The 15,941-nt window shown below is 64.4% G+C and carries 18 protein-coding genes; 15 read left to right on the plus strand and 3 right to left on the minus strand.

Annotated elements, in window-relative coordinates:
- The first annotated feature begins 22 nt into the window (after positions 1–22).
- From ACP2YP_RS10485 to ACP2YP_RS10495, 3 genes are all read left to right on the plus strand, one after another.
- Entirely contained in the window at positions 23–1,216 is a 1,194-nt protein-coding gene (locus ACP2YP_RS10485; RefSeq protein ID WP_426424049.1) for an MFS transporter, read from the plus strand.
- 139 nt (positions 1,217–1,355) lie between these two features.
- On the plus strand, positions 1,356–1,775 hold the full coding sequence (locus ACP2YP_RS10490) for a DUF4118 domain-containing protein (RefSeq protein ID WP_426424050.1): 420 nt from the start codon (positions 1,356–1,358) through the stop codon (positions 1,773–1,775).
- A gap of 137 nt (positions 1,776–1,912) precedes the next feature.
- Entirely contained in the window at positions 1,913–2,110 is a 198-nt protein-coding gene (locus ACP2YP_RS10495; RefSeq protein ID WP_426424051.1) for a hypothetical protein, read from the plus strand.
- A gap of 218 nt (positions 2,111–2,328) precedes the next feature.
- Here ACP2YP_RS10495 and ACP2YP_RS10500 read toward each other — a convergent pair whose 3' ends face one another.
- Positions 2,329–3,306 carry a LysR family transcriptional regulator gene (locus ACP2YP_RS10500; protein ID WP_426424052.1) on the minus strand — a complete coding sequence of 326 codons (978 nt, stop codon included), beginning with the start codon at positions 3,304–3,306 and terminating at the stop codon, positions 2,329–2,331.
- 118 nt (positions 3,307–3,424) lie between these two features.
- Between ACP2YP_RS10500 and ACP2YP_RS10505 the strand changes: the two genes are divergently transcribed.
- The 11 genes from ACP2YP_RS10505 (at position 3,425) to ACP2YP_RS10555 (ending at position 15,055) form a co-directional block, all read left to right on the plus strand.
- On the plus strand, positions 3,425–4,462 hold the full coding sequence (locus ACP2YP_RS10505; protein WP_426424053.1) for a class 1 fructose-bisphosphatase: 1,038 nt from the start codon (positions 3,425–3,427) through the stop codon (positions 4,460–4,462).
- 12 nt (positions 4,463–4,474) lie between these two features.
- Complete coding sequence (locus tag ACP2YP_RS10510; protein WP_426424054.1) at positions 4,475–5,350, plus strand: phosphoribulokinase; 876 nt, start codon at positions 4,475–4,477, stop codon at positions 5,348–5,350.
- Positions 5,351–5,381: 31 nt separating this feature from the next.
- Complete coding sequence (gene tkt, locus ACP2YP_RS10515; RefSeq protein ID WP_426424055.1) at positions 5,382–7,403, plus strand: transketolase; 2,022 nt, start codon at positions 5,382–5,384, stop codon at positions 7,401–7,403.
- A 14-nt stretch (positions 7,404–7,417) separates the two neighbouring features.
- Positions 7,418–8,503, plus strand: a complete 1,086-nt coding sequence (gene fba / locus ACP2YP_RS10520; protein WP_426424056.1) for a class II fructose-bisphosphate aldolase — start codon at positions 7,418–7,420, stop codon at positions 8,501–8,503.
- 29 nt (positions 8,504–8,532) lie between these two features.
- Complete coding sequence (locus tag ACP2YP_RS10525; protein ID WP_426424057.1) at positions 8,533–9,993, plus strand: form I ribulose bisphosphate carboxylase large subunit; 1,461 nt, start codon at positions 8,533–8,535, stop codon at positions 9,991–9,993.
- An 11-nt stretch (positions 9,994–10,004) separates the two neighbouring features.
- Positions 10,005–10,412, plus strand: coding sequence for a ribulose bisphosphate carboxylase small subunit (locus tag ACP2YP_RS10530; RefSeq protein ID WP_426424058.1), 408 nt, complete (start codon positions 10,005–10,007; stop codon positions 10,410–10,412).
- A 100-nt stretch (positions 10,413–10,512) separates the two neighbouring features.
- A complete protein-coding gene (cbbX, locus tag ACP2YP_RS10535) occupies positions 10,513–11,445 on the plus strand; it encodes a CbbX protein (RefSeq protein ID WP_426424059.1) in 933 nt (310 codons plus the stop codon).
- The gene (gene rpe / locus ACP2YP_RS10540; protein ID WP_426424060.1) at positions 11,442–12,179 is read left to right on the plus strand and encodes a ribulose-phosphate 3-epimerase; all 738 of its coding nucleotides are present in this window, start codon (positions 11,442–11,444) and stop codon (positions 12,177–12,179) included. Before cbbX ends, rpe begins: the two co-directional genes overlap by 4 nt.
- A 274-nt stretch (positions 12,180–12,453) precedes the next feature.
- The gene (locus ACP2YP_RS10545) at positions 12,454–12,666 is read left to right on the plus strand and encodes a hypothetical protein (RefSeq protein ID WP_254129531.1); all 213 of its coding nucleotides are present in this window, start codon (positions 12,454–12,456) and stop codon (positions 12,664–12,666) included.
- 183 nt (positions 12,667–12,849) lie between these two features.
- Entirely contained in the window at positions 12,850–14,397 is a 1,548-nt protein-coding gene (locus ACP2YP_RS10550) for a Do family serine endopeptidase (protein ID WP_426424061.1), read from the plus strand.
- Positions 14,398–14,692: 295 nt separating this feature from the next.
- The gene (locus ACP2YP_RS10555; protein ID WP_426424062.1) at positions 14,693–15,055 is read left to right on the plus strand and encodes a hypothetical protein; all 363 of its coding nucleotides are present in this window, start codon (positions 14,693–14,695) and stop codon (positions 15,053–15,055) included.
- A gap of 12 nt (positions 15,056–15,067) precedes the next feature.
- Here the strand turns inward: ACP2YP_RS10555 and ACP2YP_RS10560 are convergent, their stop codons facing one another.
- Positions 15,068–15,325, minus strand: coding sequence for a DUF6496 domain-containing protein (locus tag ACP2YP_RS10560; protein WP_426424063.1), 258 nt, complete (start codon positions 15,323–15,325; stop codon positions 15,068–15,070).
- A 72-nt stretch (positions 15,326–15,397) separates the two neighbouring features.
- Complete coding sequence (locus tag ACP2YP_RS10565) at positions 15,398–15,592, minus strand: DUF3072 domain-containing protein (RefSeq protein ID WP_426424064.1); 195 nt, start codon at positions 15,590–15,592, stop codon at positions 15,398–15,400.
- Positions 15,593–15,707: 115 nt separating this feature from the next.
- Here ACP2YP_RS10565 and ACP2YP_RS10570 point away from each other — a divergent pair, with 115 nt between their 5' ends.
- Positions 15,708–15,917, plus strand: a complete 210-nt coding sequence (locus ACP2YP_RS10570; RefSeq protein ID WP_426426105.1) for a hypothetical protein — start codon at positions 15,708–15,710, stop codon at positions 15,915–15,917.
- The last annotated feature ends 24 nt before the right edge of the window (positions 15,918–15,941 follow it).

A 15,941-nucleotide genomic window follows, 5' to 3' on the forward strand; every position in this document is an offset into this window, starting at 1 on the left:
TTGACGTGTCGGAGAGTTTGGAATGACGATGAATGCCACCATCGAGACCGCGCCGGAGACAGATGCGGTGTCGCAACGATTGACCTTCGTGCTTGCCGCGGCCTGTGGCATGGTCGCCGCCAACATCTATTATGCCCAGCCGCTGATCGCCCCGATCAGCGCCGCGCTCGGCCTGTCGCACGCGGCGGCCGGCCTGATCGTGACCATGACGCAGATCGGCTACGGCACGGGATTGCTGTTCATCGTACCGCTCGGCGATCTCGTCGAGAACCGCATGCTGATCTGCACCGTGATCACGCTCGGCGCGGCGTCGCTGCTCGCCGCTGCGTTTGCCACCCACGCGCTGCCGTTCCTGATCGCCGCGCTGTTCATCGGCCTCGGCTCGGTCGCGGTGCAGATCATCATACCCTATGCGGCCCATCTCGCGCCGGAGGCCATTCGCGGCCGCGTCGTCGGTAACGTCTCGACCGGATTGATGCTCGGCATCATGCTGGCGCGGCCGGTGTCGAGCTTCGTCACCGCGGCGCTGTCGTGGCATGCGGTGTTCTTCTGCTCGGCGGCGCTGATGATCGCACTCGCCATCGTGCTGCGTCTCACGCTGCCGAAGCGCAAGCCGGTGGTACGGATGCACTACGGCGCGCTGCTGCTGTCGATGCCGCATCTGGTGCGCGCCACTCCGCTGTTGCGGCGGCGCGCGCTCTACCAGGCCGGCCTGTTCGGCGCCTTCACCCTGTTCTGGACGGTGGTGCCGCTCCAGCTTGCGAGCCAATTCGGCTTCACCCAGCGCGGCATCGCGCTGTTCGCGCTCGCCGGCGTGTCCGGCGTGTTCGCGGCGCCGATCGCAGGACGACTCGCCGATCGCGGCCACAGCCGCATCGCCACGCTCGCCGCGATGCTGTTCGTCGCCCTCGGCTTCCTGGTGACGCATCTCGGCGCGGCCGGATCGATGCTCAACCTCGCCTGCCTCGTCGTGGCCGCGATCGCGATCGATTTCGGCGTTCAGGGCAATGTCGTGCTGGGCTTCCGCGCCATCTTCGCGCTAGGGCATGAGCACCGCAGCCGCCTCAACGGGCTCTACATGGCGACGTTCTTCGCCGCCGGCGCCGCCGGATCCGCGCTCGGCACCTGGGCGTTTGCGCAAGGCGGCTGGACGCTGGCCTCGGCCATTGGCCTTGCGTTGCCGGTCGCCAGCCTGCTCTATGCCGCAACCGAATAGTGGTACGATTATGCGGCGCGGGCGTTTACCAAGCCGCCTATACGGCGGCTTGGTCGATGTAATTTCCACCTCGCGGATTCCCTGCAGCTGTAGTACTTTGGTCGCAAGCGGCCTGGTTAACGGCGGCAGGGGAGGGCCTATGAGGCGTGCGGGACTGGTTGGCGTACCGCGAGTACGGCCATGGTCGTGGCAGGCATTTCTGCTCGGATTTGTCGTCGTCGCAGTGTCGGCTGCGATTCAAGGCGCTTGCGTCGCGCTCGGCGCAAAGCTCTATTTCGCGGCGTTCCTGCCGAGCCTGTTCGTGCTCGGCGTTGTCGCAGGCGCGCCGGCGGCGATGTTCGCCGCGCTGCTCGCCATTCCGGTGGTGTGGTGGGCGTTCATCCCGCCCTTCTTCGAGTTCACGGCGTTGTCCAGCGCGAGCGCTGATTCCATCAATTTGTTCTGCCTGTTCGCCGTGCTTCTGATCGGCCTTGCCGATCTCTGCCGCGCGAGCATGACGATCATCAGCCGCGGCGGGTTGAAGTCGTCGGGCGAGAGCCCGGCAACGAATTCGCAATAATCAGGTGCTGCACGGAGCGCGCGCGTTGCACTCGCGCAACAGTCCGGCAACCATCCGCGCAGTTGGATCGCGCCGCTAACTTTTCAAAAAAGATTTGGCCGCAATTTCCCCCGTGGGACTACGAGGGAGTTTTCGACATGAACGGACACGCCATTTTCGAGAACGTGCGCCGCTACCGCGGCATCGCATCGCTCTATCGCCAGACCGCGGCGTTTCGGCCGGGCCAGCGCTGGTCGCTCTTGGAGCAGGCCAGCGAGTGGGAGGCCCGCGCGCTGTCGGAGCTGGAAGCCTATTTCGCCGCGCGCGCCGATTACGCCGCGCAGCGCGCTGCCTGATTGATGACCATCCGACGCGAGCAGAACCCGTGACGACACGGAGTTACCCCGGCGCCGCCGCGTGCTAGCAACGCGCCCGGATCTCCTTCTCCTTCACGACGGCCGAGGCGAGCGATGACCATTTTCAACCGCATCTTCACGACAGAGCGTCTGCTTCAGATCATCGTCATCCTGGCGGCGACAATCGCGATGAAGCTGATGGGGTGAGCGCGGGCGCGCTATCGCCCGCCGAGCTTGGGCACCTCGGGCAGATAATTCGCTCCCTCCGACCCCAGGAAGTCGAACATCGCCTGCGCCGGCGGCAGCAGCACCTTGTCGCTGCGGCGGATCACGTACCACTGCCGGACGATGGGAAGGCCGGCGACGTCGAGCACGACGAGGCGGCCTTCGGCAAGCTCATGCGCCACCGTATGCGCCGAGATGAAGGCGATGCCGAGACCTGCGATCACCGCCTGCTTGATGGTCTCGTTGCTGCTCATCTCCATGCCAATGATCGGCTCGAGGTCGGACTTCTGGAACATTCCCTCCATCAGCGTGCGCGTGCCTGATCCCGGCTCGCGGGTGAGGAAGGTCTCGTGCACGAGGTCGGTCAGGCTGAGGCCGGAATCCTTCTCCAGCCAGTGCCCCTTGCGCGCGACGATGATGTGCGGATTGCGCCCGAGCTGGCGGACATCGACGCTGACGTCGGCCGGTGGCCGACCCATCACGGCGAAATCGAGCTCGTAGCCGTGCATGGCCTCGCGGATTTCCTCGCGGTTGCCGATGGTCAGCTTGATCTCGATCTTCGGCGAGCGCTTCGAGAATGCCGCGATCGCATGCGGCACGAAATATTTCGCGGTCGAGACCGCGCCGAGATGCACCGTGCCGCCGGTCCTGCCCGCAAGCAGATCAAGCGAGCCCTGGCAGTCCGTGATCGCGGCTTCGACGCGCTCGGCGAGCGCCAGCACCTCTCTGCCTGCCTCCGTCAGCAGCATGCCGTCGCCGGTCCGCTGCACCAGCGGCAGGCCGGCGAGGTCCTGAAGCTGGCGCAGCTGCTGGGTCACGGCCGGCTGGGTCAGCCCGAGTTGGGTCGAGGCCGCCGTGACGCTGCCCTTGGCCGAAAGCGCCGCAAGCGAGCGCAACTGCCGGATTGTCAGATGCCGGAGCTGGGTCGCCGCGTGGCCGGGGCCATTATAAGAAAATTCTTTGGCACTCATTATGAATAGAAATTTTCCTTATTAAGCCAGCCCTGTCAATCTCATCGTGCTGGGAACGACCGCGCCTGCCTCCGCCGGGGAGGGAACTGGATGCGGCGCCAGCAAGGGATGGACGCAGATGACCGGGCAACTCAGGTTGGACGACCACCTCCAACGCTATTCCGAGACGGCGCCGCATGCGCTGACCGTCGCGGCCGCGGTCGATGCCGTCGCGACCGCCGCCGTCGAGATCGCCGACCTCATCGCGACAGGTGATTTTGCGGACGCCTCGGGCCTCGCGACTGGCCGCAACAGCGACGGCGACATCCAGCGCGATCTCGACGTGCAGGCGGATGCGATCCTGCGCCGCTGCCTCGGCAAACTGCCGATCGCAGCGCTGGCGTCCGAAGAAATGCGCGAGCAGCAGATAGGCGACCGCGAAGCAAAGATCTGCGTCGCGATCGATCCGCTGGACGGCTCCTCGAACATCGATCTCAACATGACCGTCGGCACGATCTTCTCGATTCTGCCCGCGCCGGACGATCTCGGTCTCGCCTTCCATCAGCGCGGCTCGGCGCAACTGGCGGCGGGCTTCGTCACCTACGGTCCCCAGACCGCGCTGGTGCTGACGCTCGGCGACGGTGTCGACATCTTCACCCTCGACCGCAAGGCCGGCTGCTTCCGTCTCGCGCGTAGCGCCGTGCAGATCTCCGAGGCGTGTGAGGAGTTCGCGATCAACGTCTCCAATCGCCGCCATTGGGATTCGCCGGTCCGCTCCTTCATCGACGAATGTCTCGCCGGCGTCGATGGGCCCGCCAACCATAATTTCAACATGCGCTGGATCGGCTCGCTGGTCGCCGAGGCCTATCGCATCCTGACTCGCGGCGGCGTGTTCCTCTATCCCTCCGACGCGCGGCCCGGCTATGGCGACGGCCGCCTGCGTCTCGTCTACGAGGCACACCCGATGGCGATGATCATCGAGCAAGCCGGCGGATCGGCCTCGACCGGACGCGAGCGCATCCTCGATCTCTCAGCGCAGAACCTGCATCAGCGCGTACCGCTGGTCATGGGCTCCAGCAACGAGGTGCGGCGTGTCGCCGAACTGCACTGCGATCCGCTGCTGGTTGCGAGTGTCTCCGCGCCGCTGTTCGCGCGGCGCGGATTCTTCCGGTTGTGAGCGAGGTGACACATGTCCAGGAAGCATCCGATCATCTCCATCACCGGCTCCTCCGGCGCGGGTACGACGTCGGTCAAGAAGACGTTTGAGCAGATATTCTTCCGCGAGAAGGTCAATGCCGCTTACATCGAAGGCGATGCCTTCCATCGTTACGACCGCGCCGAGATGCGCGCGCAGATGGCCACGGAGGCCGAGCGCGGCAATAAGCATTTCAGCCATTTCAGCCCCGAGACCAATCTGTTCGAAGAGCTGGAGCGGGCCTTCCGCGACTATGGCGAGACCGGCACGGCGACGACACGGCACTATGTGCACGACGCCGAGGAATCCGCACTGCATGGTGCCGCGCCCGGCACTTTCTCCGAATGGGAGCGGCTGCCGGAGAATTCCGACCTGCTGTTCTACGAAGGCCTGCATGGCGCCGTCGTGACCGACAGGGTGAATGTCGCGCGCTATGCCGACCTCAAGATCGGCGTCGTGCCCGTGATCAATCTCGAATGGATCCAGAAGCTGCATCGCGACCGCAGCGCGCGCGGCTATTCGACCGAGGCCGTCACCGACACCATCCTGCGGCGGATGCCGGATTACATCCACTACATCTGCCCGCAATTCAGCGAGACCGACATCAACTTCCAGCGCGTGCCGACGGTTGACACGTCCAATCCGTTCATCGCGCGCTGGATTCCGACACCCGATGAATCGATGGTGGTGATCCGCTTCAAGAATCCGCGCGGCATCGACTTCCCCTATCTGCTCTCGATGCTGCCGCACAGCTGGATGTCCCGCGCGAACTCGATCGTGTGTCCGGGCGCGAAGCTTGACCTCGCCATGCAGCTCATCCTGACGCCGCTGATCATGCAGCTGATCGAGCGCAAGCGGGGCCTGAAATGATCCACAGCAACGACAACAACGGGAGGGTTTGATGAACATCTCGGTTCATGCCGACGCCGACCTCACCGCAGTCGCGCACAGCGATCTCGCCAATGCCGTCCGCTTTCTTGCGGTCGACGCCATCGAGAACTCCCAGTCCGGTCATCCCGGCCTGCCCATGGGTATGGCCGACGTCGCGACCGTGCTGTTCTCGCGCTTCCTCAAATTCGACTCGGCGCATCCGAACTGGCCGGACCGCGACCGCTTCGTGCTGTCGGCCGGCCACGGCTCGATGCTGCTCTATGCGCTGCTGCATCTTACCGGCGGCGATGTCAGCCTCGACGACATCAAGGCGTTCCGGCAATGGGGCTCGAAGACGCCGGGGCATCCTGAATATGGCCATACGCCGGGCGTCGAGACCACGACGGGTCCGCTCGGGCAGGGGATTGCCACGGCGGTCGGTATGGCGCTCGCCGAGCGCATGGCCAATGCACGGCACGGCGACGGCCTGGTCGATCACTTCACCTATGTGATCGCCGGCGACGGCTGCCTGATGGAAGGCATCAGCCAGGAGGCGATCTCGCTTGCCGGTCATCTCCAGCTCAGCCGCCTGATCGTGCTGTTCGACGACAACGGCATCTCCATCGACGGACCGACGTCGCTCGCGACCTCGGACGACCAGCTGGCGCGCTTCGCGGCATCCGGCTGGTCGGTGCGCCGCGTCGACGGCCACGATCCCGAGGCAATCGCGCAGGCGATCGCAGAGGAACGTGCTAGCGCAAAACCGTCGCTGATTGCTTGCCGCACCATCATCGGCTACGGCGCGCCGGGCCGGCAGGGTACCGAGAAGGCGCATGGCGCGCCGCTCGGCACCGAGCAGACCACGGCAGCGCGGCGGACGCTTGGCTGGGATTATCAGCCGTTCGTCGTGCCTGTCACGATCATGAAGGCGTGGCGGATGATTGGCCAGCGCGGACAAGTGGATCGTCTCGCCTGGCTCGATCGCTACGAGGATGCGACGCCCCAGGTGCGCGACCTGTTCATCGAGGGCAAAGCGGTTGCCCTGCCGAACGCCTATGCCCAAGCCTCGGCGAAATTGCGTGAGCGCTTTGCCACCGAACGTCCAAAGCTCGCGACGCGGCAGGCCTCGCAACAGGTGCTCGACGGGATCGCCGGGGCCATTCCCGGATTTGTCGGCGGCTCGGCGGACCTGACGCATTCGAACCTCACGCGTGCCAAGGTGCAGGCTCCGGTCAACCGTGGCGCGTTCGCCGGCGATTACATCCATTATGGCATTCGCGAGCACGGCATGGCGGCCGCAATGAACGGCCTCGCGCTGCATGGCGGATTCATTCCCTATGGCGGCACATTCCTCGCCTTCTCGGACTACAGCCGTCCGGCGATTCGCCTTGCGGCCCTGATGCGGCTGCGTGTCATCCATGTGCTGACCCATGACTCCATCGGCCTTGGCGAGGATGGTCCGACGCATCAACCGGTCGAGCATCTGGCCGCGCTCCGCGTCATTCCGAACCTGCTCGTGTTCCGCCCCGCCGACGCGGTCGAGACGTTGGAAGCCTGGGACTGTGCGCTCGAAGCGGAGGACCGTCCCTCCGTGCTGTGCCTGTCACGGCAGGCTCTGCCCACGTTCCGCAGCGATGCGCGCGGCAGAAACCGCGTCGCGCGAGGCGCCTATCTGATCGTCTCGCCCGATGGTGGCCGCGACGTGACATTGATCGCGACCGGTTCGGAAGTCTCGATCGCGCTGGAAGCCGCCCGCCTGCTTGCGACCGAGCATGTCCGCGCCGCTGTCGTGTCGGCGCCTTGCTTCGCCCTGTTCGAGGAGCAGCCGGACGATTATCGCGCGGCCATTCTCGGCACGGCGCCGCGCGTCGGCGTGGAGGCGGCTGTCGCAGGCGATTGGCATCGCTGGATCGGTACGGACGGCGAATTCGTCGGCATGCGCGGTTTCGGTGCCTCGGCACCGGCTCCGGTGCTCTACCGCGAATTCGGCATCACGCCGCAAAGCGTGGCCGAAGCCGCTCGCCGGGCGATCGCCCGGGCTCGCAAGCAATAACAGGAGGACTCTTCGTGGCCCGTATCACGCTTCGCCAATTGCTCGATCACGCCGCCAGCCACGGCTACGCGGTGCCGGCATTCAACATCAACAATATGGAGCAGGGCATTGCGATCATGCAGGCGGCGGCCGAGGTCGATGCGCCCGTCATCATCCAGGCCTCGCGCGGTGCACGCAGCTATGCCGGCGATCTCATGCTTTCGCACATGATCGACGCGCTGGAGCGGACCTATCCGGACATTCCGCTCTGCATGCACCAGGACCACGGCAATGACGAGGCGACCTGCGCCTCCGCCATCGCTCATGGCTTCACCTCGGTGATGATGGACGGCTCGCTCAAGGCCGATGCCAAGACGGCCGCCGACTACGACTACAACGTCGCGATCACCCGCCGCGTCGTCGATCTCGCCCATTGGGTGGGCGCCTCCGTCGAAGGCGAGCTCGGCGTGCTCGGCTCGCTCGAGCATGGAGGCGGCGAGCAGGAGGATGGCCACGGCGTCGGCGGCAAGGTCAGCCACGACCAGTTGCTGACCGATCCCGACCAGGCCGTCGACTTCGTCCGCGCCACCAAGGTCGATGCGCTCGCCATTGCAATGGGCACCTCGCACGGCGCCTACAAGTTCAGCCGCAAGCCGGATGGCGACATCCTGGCGATGCGAGTGGTCGAGGAGATCCACCGCCGGCTGCCAAACACGCATCTGGTGATGCACGGTTCCTCGTCGGTGCCGCAGCCTCTGCAAGATATGTTCAACCAGTTCGGCGGCGAGATGCCACAGACCTGGGGCGTGCCGGTCGAGGAGATCGTCCGCGGCATCAAGAGCGGAGTGCGCAAGGTCAATATCGACACGGATTGCCGGCTCGCAATGACCGCCGTGTTCCGGAAAGTGGCCGTGCAAAGCCGCCATGAGTTCGACCCGCGCAAATTCCTCAAGCCTGCGATGGATGCGATGCGCGAGCTCTGCCGCGATCGTTTCGAGCAGTTCGGCACCGCGGGCCACGCCAGCAGGATCAAGGTCGTTCCCTTGAGCGAGATGGCGCGGCGCTACCGCACTGGCGAGCTCGACCCGCGCATCGGCTCCCGCGAGCCGGTTGCCGCCTAATCATTCAGAGAGAAGAGCAGGAGAGAGCCATGAATGCACATGCAGGAACTGTTCGCGGCAAGGAACGCTATCGATCGGGCGTGATGGAATACAAGCGCATGGGCTATTGGGAGCCCGACTACACGCCGAAGGACACCGATATCATCGCGCTGTTCCGCGTCACGCCGCAGGAGGGTGTGGATCCGATCGAGGCGTCGGCCGCCGTCGCCGGTGAATCCTCCACCGCGACCTGGACGGTGGTGTGGACCGACCGCCTGACTGCCGCGGAGAAATATCGCGCCAAGTGTTATCGCGTCGATCCGGTCCCGAGTTCGCCGGGCTCCTATTTTGCTTATATCGCCTATGATCTCGATCTGTTCGAGCCCGGCTCGATCGCCAACCTCTCGGCGTCGATCATCGGCAACGTGTTCGGCTTCAAGCCGCTGAAGGCGCTGCGTCTGGAGGACATGCGCTTCCCGGTTGCCTATGTGAAGACGTTCCAGGGGCCTGCGACCGGCATCGTGGTCGAGCGCGAGCGGCTCGATAAGTTCGGCCGCCCGCTGCTAGGCGCAACGGTCAAACCGAAGCTCGGGCTTTCGGGGCGCAATTATGGCCGCGTGGTCTACGAGGCGTTGAAGGGCGGGCTCGACTTCGCCAAGGACGACGAGAACATCAACTCGCAGCCCTTCATGCATTGGCGCGACCGCTTCCTCTATTGCATGGAGGCGGTGAACCGCGCGCAGGCCGCATCCGGCGAGGTCAAGGGCACCTACCTGAACATCACTGCCGGGACGATGGAGGACATGTACGAGCGTGCGGAATTCGCGAAAGAGCTCGGATCGTGCATCGTCATGATCGACCTCGTGATCGGCTACACCGCGATCCAGTCGATGGCCAAATGGGCGCGCCGCAACGACATGATCCTGCATCTGCACCGCGCGGGGCACTCGACCTATACACGGCAGAAGAGCCACGGCGTGTCGTTCCGCGTCATCGCCAAATGGATGCGGCTGGCCGGTGTCGACCACATCCATGCGGGTACGGTAGTCGGCAAGCTCGAAGGCGATCCCAACACCACGCGTGGCTATTACGACGTCTGCCGCGAGGACTTCAATCCGACCAAGCTCGAGCATGGCCTGTTCTTCGACCAGTCCTGGGCGAGCCTGAACAAGATGATGCCGGTCGCATCCGGCGGCATCCATGCCGGCCAGATGCACCAGTTGCTCGATCTGCTCGGCGAGGACGTCGTGCTTCAGTTCGGCGGTGGAACCATCGGCCATCCCATGGGCATCGCGGCGGGCGCGATCGCCAACCGCGTGGCGCTGGAAGCGATGATCCTCGCCCGCAACGAGGGCCGCGACTACATCCATGAAGGGCCGGAGATCCTGGCGAGGGCGGCCGAGACCTGCACGCCGCTGAAGGCCGCGCTTGAAGTCTGGAAGGACGTCACCTTCAACTATCAATCCACCGACACGCCGGACTTCGTGCCGACCGCGCTCGAAACCGTTTGAGGAGATGCGACATGAAGCTCACTCAGGGCTGCTTCTCGTTCCTGCCCGATCTCACCGACGAGCAGATCACCAAGCAGGTGCAATACTGCCTCGCCAACGGCTGGGCCGTGAACATCGAGTTCACCGACGACCCGCATCCCCGCAACACCTATTGGGAGATGTGGGGCCTGCCGATGTTCGATCTCCAGGACGCCGCCGGCGTGATGATGGAGCTCGCCGAATGCCGCCGGGTGTATGGCGACCGTTACATCCGCGTGAGCGGTTTCGATTCCAGCGACGGCTGGGAATCGGTGCGGATCTCCTTCCTGGTCAACCGCCCGCCGCAGGAGGCCGAGTTCGAGCTGGTGCGGCAGGAGATTGGCGGCCGCGCGATCCGCTACACGACTGTGCGCAAGCCAGCCGCCCACGTCTCGCAATAGCCACTCTCTTCCGCGCGGAGCACTCCCTGCTCCGTATCCTTGGCGGACCACTGCTTCGCCGCTTCCCCCCGCGGCGAAGCTCTTTTCTTCGAGGTTGCCCATGCTCGACGTTCCCCATGCAACGGCCGCCGAAGGCGGTGAGACCAGTTTCGATCTCCGTAAGGAGACCGAAGCGGCCGGGATCACCGACACGCTACAACAGCTCGAGCAGGAGCTGATCGGGCTGAAGCCAGTCAAGAACCGCGTGCGCCAGATCGCCTCGCTGCTGCTGATCGAGCGCATCCGCCAGCGTGCCGGGCTCGCATCAACACCACCGACGTTGCACATGTCGTTCACTGGCAATCCCGGCACCGGCAAGACCACGGTGGCGTTGCGCATGGCAAAGATCCTGCACGGCCTTGGATTCGTACGACGGGGGCAGGTGATCTCGGTGACGCGCGACGATCTTGTCGGACAATATATCGGCCACACCGCGCCGAAGACGAAGGAGATTCTGAAGAAAGCGATGGGCGGCGTGCTGTTTATCGACGAGGCCTATTATCTGCACCGGCCCGACAATGAGCGCGACTACGGCCAGGAAGCGATCGAGATCCTGCTCCAGGTGATGGAGAACCAGCGCGAGGACCTCGTGGTGATCCTCGCCGGCTATGGCGAGCGCATGACGAGCTTCTTCGCCTCCAATCCCGGCTTCCGCTCGCGCATCGCCCATCACATCGAATTTCCGGATTATGCGGAAGCCGAGCTACTGGTTATCGCCGAGCTGATGCTGCGGGAGCGCGGCTATCGCTTTTCGGCGGCGGCGCGCGAGGCGTTCGAGAAGTACATCGGGCTGCGCCGGACCCAACCGTTCTTCTCCAACGCGCGCTCGATCCGCAACGCCGTCGACCGTATCCGGCTGCGGCAGGCCGATCGCCTGGTATCGGACCTCGACCGCATGCTCGACGTCGCCGATCTCGAGACGATCGATCCCATCGACGTCCTGGCGAGCCGTGTCTTCGGCGGTGGGGCGGATGCGCGGGGTGCAAAGACATGACCAGGGAGATCATTATCGCCCCCTCGATCCTGGCGGCAGATTTCGCGCGCCTCGGCGAGGAAATCGCAGCGACCGATGCGGCTGGCGCCGACTGGATCCATTGCGACGTCATGGACGGCCACTTCGTGCCGAACATCAGTTTTGGCGCAGATGTCATCAAGGCGATCCGGCCGGTGACGAAGAAGGTCTTTGACGTGCATCTGATGATCGCGCCTGTCGATCCTTATCTGGAGGCATTCGCAAAGGCGGGGGCCGATGTCATCACCGTCCATGCCGAGGCGGGCCCGCATCTCGACCGTTCGCTCCAGGCGATCCGCGCACTCGGCAAGAAGGCCGGCGTCAGCCTGTGTCCGGCAACGCCCGAGAGCGCGATCCAATATGTGCTCGATCGTCTGGATCTGGTGCTGGTGATGACGGTCAACCCCGGCTTCGGCGGCCAGTCCTTCCTCGACTCCCAGCTCGAAAAGATCGCGCGCATTCGAAGCATGATCGGCGAGCGGCCGATCCGCCTCGAGGTCGATGGTGGCGTCACGCGCGACAATGCCACTGCGGTTGCCGCCGCGGGCACCGATACACTTGTGGCGGGTTCCGCGGTGTTTCGCGGCAAGAGCAGGGCCGATTATGCCGCCAACATCGCGGCCATTCGCGCTGCTGCGGAGGCCGGTCGGGTTCCGAAACTGCAGGATGATTCCGTGCGACCAACGCGTGCGGGAGAGGGCGGGCGCATCCGGTAGACGGCGGAGGCGTTGCGCGCGCACGCCACGGTTCTCCGGGGTCTTGCGATTTGATCGGCATCAATGTCGAACACCGCCGCTACGCCTAGACCAGCAGCCACCTAGCGAGTTTTACGTGCAAATCGGCGCCGTAGGAACTAAAGTCCGCGCGTGCATTTCTAAAAAGTTAACGGCGATCAGTTGTGCGGTGCGCGCAAAAAATGTTTTGCACAATCGCCATCGGCCTGACGCAAATCAGGGCAATAAGCCCTGTGTGAATGCGAGGGAGGGTCTCATGGAGAACGTACGTCGCTACCGCGCGCTGGCGTCCCTCTGTCGCCAGCAGGCGGCCTATCGGCCGCTCCAGAACTGGCAGCTGCTCGGCCAGGCCGAACATTTCGAATATCTCGCCGAGATTGCGTTGAAGGCGCATTTCGACGCGTGCAATGCACAACGCGAAGACGACGCCATCGCAGCCGCGGCATGGGAGCGACCCGCCGCGGCGTGAGAGGGCCTGTCTGCAATTCTTCACGGGATTGCTTGCTGAGGCTCCGACGTCTCTTGAGAGAATAACGACTGCGGCCGCCGGCCGCAGTTACTTTGCCAAGATTTAATCGCGTGGACGGGACGCCGTAAGGTGACGATGTCCATGTTGGGTGCAAGGCGACTTACCCAACATGGACATTTCGACATGATCGATCGCGTCAATTCCGACACCACCAGGACCCGTACAATTCTGAAGCCGCGCCGGCTCGCGCTGCTCGGCACCGTGGCCGCGCTTGGCGCGGCTGTGCTGGCTGCGTCTCCCGCTTCGACGCCGTTCGGCGTGAACTCCCTGATTTCGCCTGCGCAGGCCGCTGAAAGCGCCGCGACACCACCGGGCTTCGGCGACCTCGTCAGCAAGGTCAAGCCCGCCGTCATCTCGGTGCGGGTGAAGATCGACCAGGACAACGACAAGAGCGCGATGCTGCAACAGAACCGGATGGATCAGGACGAGGGTTCTCCATTCGACCAGTTCTCGCAGCAGTTCGGCTTCCGCGGCCCGGGTGGCATGAATGGCGTGCCGCGCCAGCGCCACCAGGTGATCACGGGCGAGGGCTCCGGCTTCTTCATCTCGGCTGACGGCTATGCCGTGACCAACAACCATGTCGTCGACCACGCCGAGTCCGTGCAGGTGACGATGGATGATGGCACGATCTACACCGCGAAGGTGGTCGGCACCGATCCGAAGACCGACCTCGCGCTGATCAAGGTCGACGGCAAGAAGGACTTCCCGTTCGTGAAGTTCTCCGACCAGAAGCCGCGGATCGGCGACTGGGTGGTTGCGGTCGGCAATCCCTTCGGCCTTGGTGGCACCGTGACGGCCGGTATCGTCTCGGCCAGCGGCCGCGACATCGGCAACGGTCCCTATGACGACTACATCCAGATCGATGCGCCGATCAATAAGGGCAATTCCGGCGGCCCGGCCTTCGACATGAATGGCAACGTGATCGGCGTGAACACCGCGATCTTCTCGCCCTCGGGCGGCTCGGTCGGCATCGGCTTCGATATTCCGTCCTCGACCGCCAAGCTGGTGGTCGCGCAGCTGAAGGACAAGGGCGCCGTCACCCGCGGCTGGCTCGGCGTGCAGGTGCAGCCGGTGACCGCGGAGATCGCCGACAGCCTCGGCCTCAAGGCGGCGCGCGGCGCGATCGTCGACAACCCGCAGGATGGCAGCCCGGCGGCGAAGGCCGGCATCGAGGCGGGCGACGTCATCACCGCCGTCAACGGCACCGCGATCAAGGACTCCCGCGATCTCGCCCGCACCATCGCCACGCTGGCGCCGGGCACGTCCGTGAAGCTCGATGTCGTCCACAAGGGCGACACCAAGACGGTGACGCTGGCGCTCGGCGAACTGCCGAACGAGCAGCAGGCCAAAGGAAGCGGCAACACTGACGACGGCAAGACGCAGCAGGCCCCCGGCACGCCGCGCCTCGGCCTCAGCCTGGCGCCGGCCAGCGACGTCCAGGGCGCGGGCCAGAAGGGCGTCGTGGTGACCGAGGTCGATCCGCAGGGACCGGCGGCGCAGCGCGGCATCCAGACCGGCGATGTCATCCTCAATGTCGGTGGCAAGGCGGTCGCCAATGTCGGTGACGTCCGCTCCGAGCTGGCGCAGGCCAAATCGTCCGGAAAGAACAGCGTGCTGTTGCAGGTGAAGAGCGCGGAGGCGACCCGTTTCGTGGCGGTGCCGCTCGCCTGATCTGCTTGCCTCTGCTTGCTTCTCTTGGTCTCGACGGCAAATTCAAAAGGCGGCCTGCGGGCCGCCTTTTTCGCGCGCACCGTTCGAGATACCCACAGGTCGCCGATAACATTCTCGTTAACGGCAGCAATGATGACGGGTTCGTCCGAAAAAGCCGCGTTCGCTCGTCAGACTTTGAAATCGCGTGCTGTGCTTTGGCGGCAATGACGGCGCCGAGGCAAATTGCAGGAGTGGAACTTCGGACGTCCGGCGGCTTTGTGGAACCGGCGGTGGTTCGCATTTAATCGGTGCCGACATGGATCGATTGAAGCTCTCGCTAAAGCTTGTGCTGCTCGCGGCGCCTTTGGTGCTGTCGACCGGAAGTGCCATGGGGCGCGATGACGGCCGCTTCGTCGACTCGCCGCTAAAGCCCTGGTTCGACAGCCTGCGCAGCCATCTCGGTCCGTGCTGTTCGGATGCCGACGGCGTTGCCGTGGCCGATCCTGATTGGGACTCGCACAACGGGCACTACCGGGTCCGCCTTGATGGGCAGTGGGTCGAGGTCCCCGACGAAGCCGTGATCACCGAGCCGAACCGCGCCGGCCGCACCATGGTCTGGCCGGTCAAGACGGCGTTCGGCATTTCGATCCGCTGCTTCATGCCCGGCAGCATGACCTGACGCTGGTCAGCGTCACCGCTTGGCGGATTTGCGCTTCGAGCTCTTCTTCTTCTTGGACGTCTTCCGTTTCGAGGCCTTCTTCGGCACCTTCTTGCCCTTCTTGCGCGCCTCGGAGAGGCCGATCGCAATCGCCTGCTTGCGACTCTTCACGCGCCCGCCGCGACCGCCGGGTCCGCTCTTCGCCGTGCCCTTCTTGTAACGCCGCATCTCGCGCTCGACGTCACTGCCGGCGCTGCGTGAGTAGCGGCGCTTCTTTGCCTTGCGTGCCATCAACTCTCTCCCTTGGCCTCGGAAGAGAACAGGAGTGCTGACGCAACGTTCCAAAGACGCCCGCCGCGCGCTTCAGAAGGAGTTCGCGAGTTCGATCTCCGCCTCCAGCACCTGGATGCGGTGCGCGGCTTCGACAAAGGACAGATCTCGATCGTATTGCGCGGGCTGGTAGGCTTCTTCACTCAGCCGCTTCAGCCGCAGCCCCTGCGCCCGAGTCATCTGCTCCATGAGAAAAGCCTTGGCGTCGTATTTACCCTGAACCTGCATGTCCGCTCTCCGTTCCGAATTCATGGCTTGACTATATGTTCTTATTTTGTTCTAACAAGCCATGGACAACAGAATTAATGAAATTCGACGTAAAATCAGCGCCTTGAGGCTAGAAATGGTCAATGTCGAGGCGTCCGTGCGCGATCTCGTCAATCGCGATCGCGACTGCACCGAGCAGGCCCAGGCGCAGATGGATCTGCGCCGGAAAATCAATCTGCTGATCGGCGAGTGGAAGGCTGCTGGTGGCGGCGAAGTGTTACCCGACATCCGCAACCGGGTGCGCCTTCGTCCGCTGAAGAACGAGACCGGGCCCGCGCGCCGTTGAGACATGCCACGCAGGTGGTGGATG

Source organism: Bradyrhizobium genosp. A, from assembly GCF_049949275.1.
In the GTDB taxonomy this organism is placed as follows: domain Bacteria; phylum Pseudomonadota; class Alphaproteobacteria; order Rhizobiales; family Xanthobacteraceae; genus Bradyrhizobium.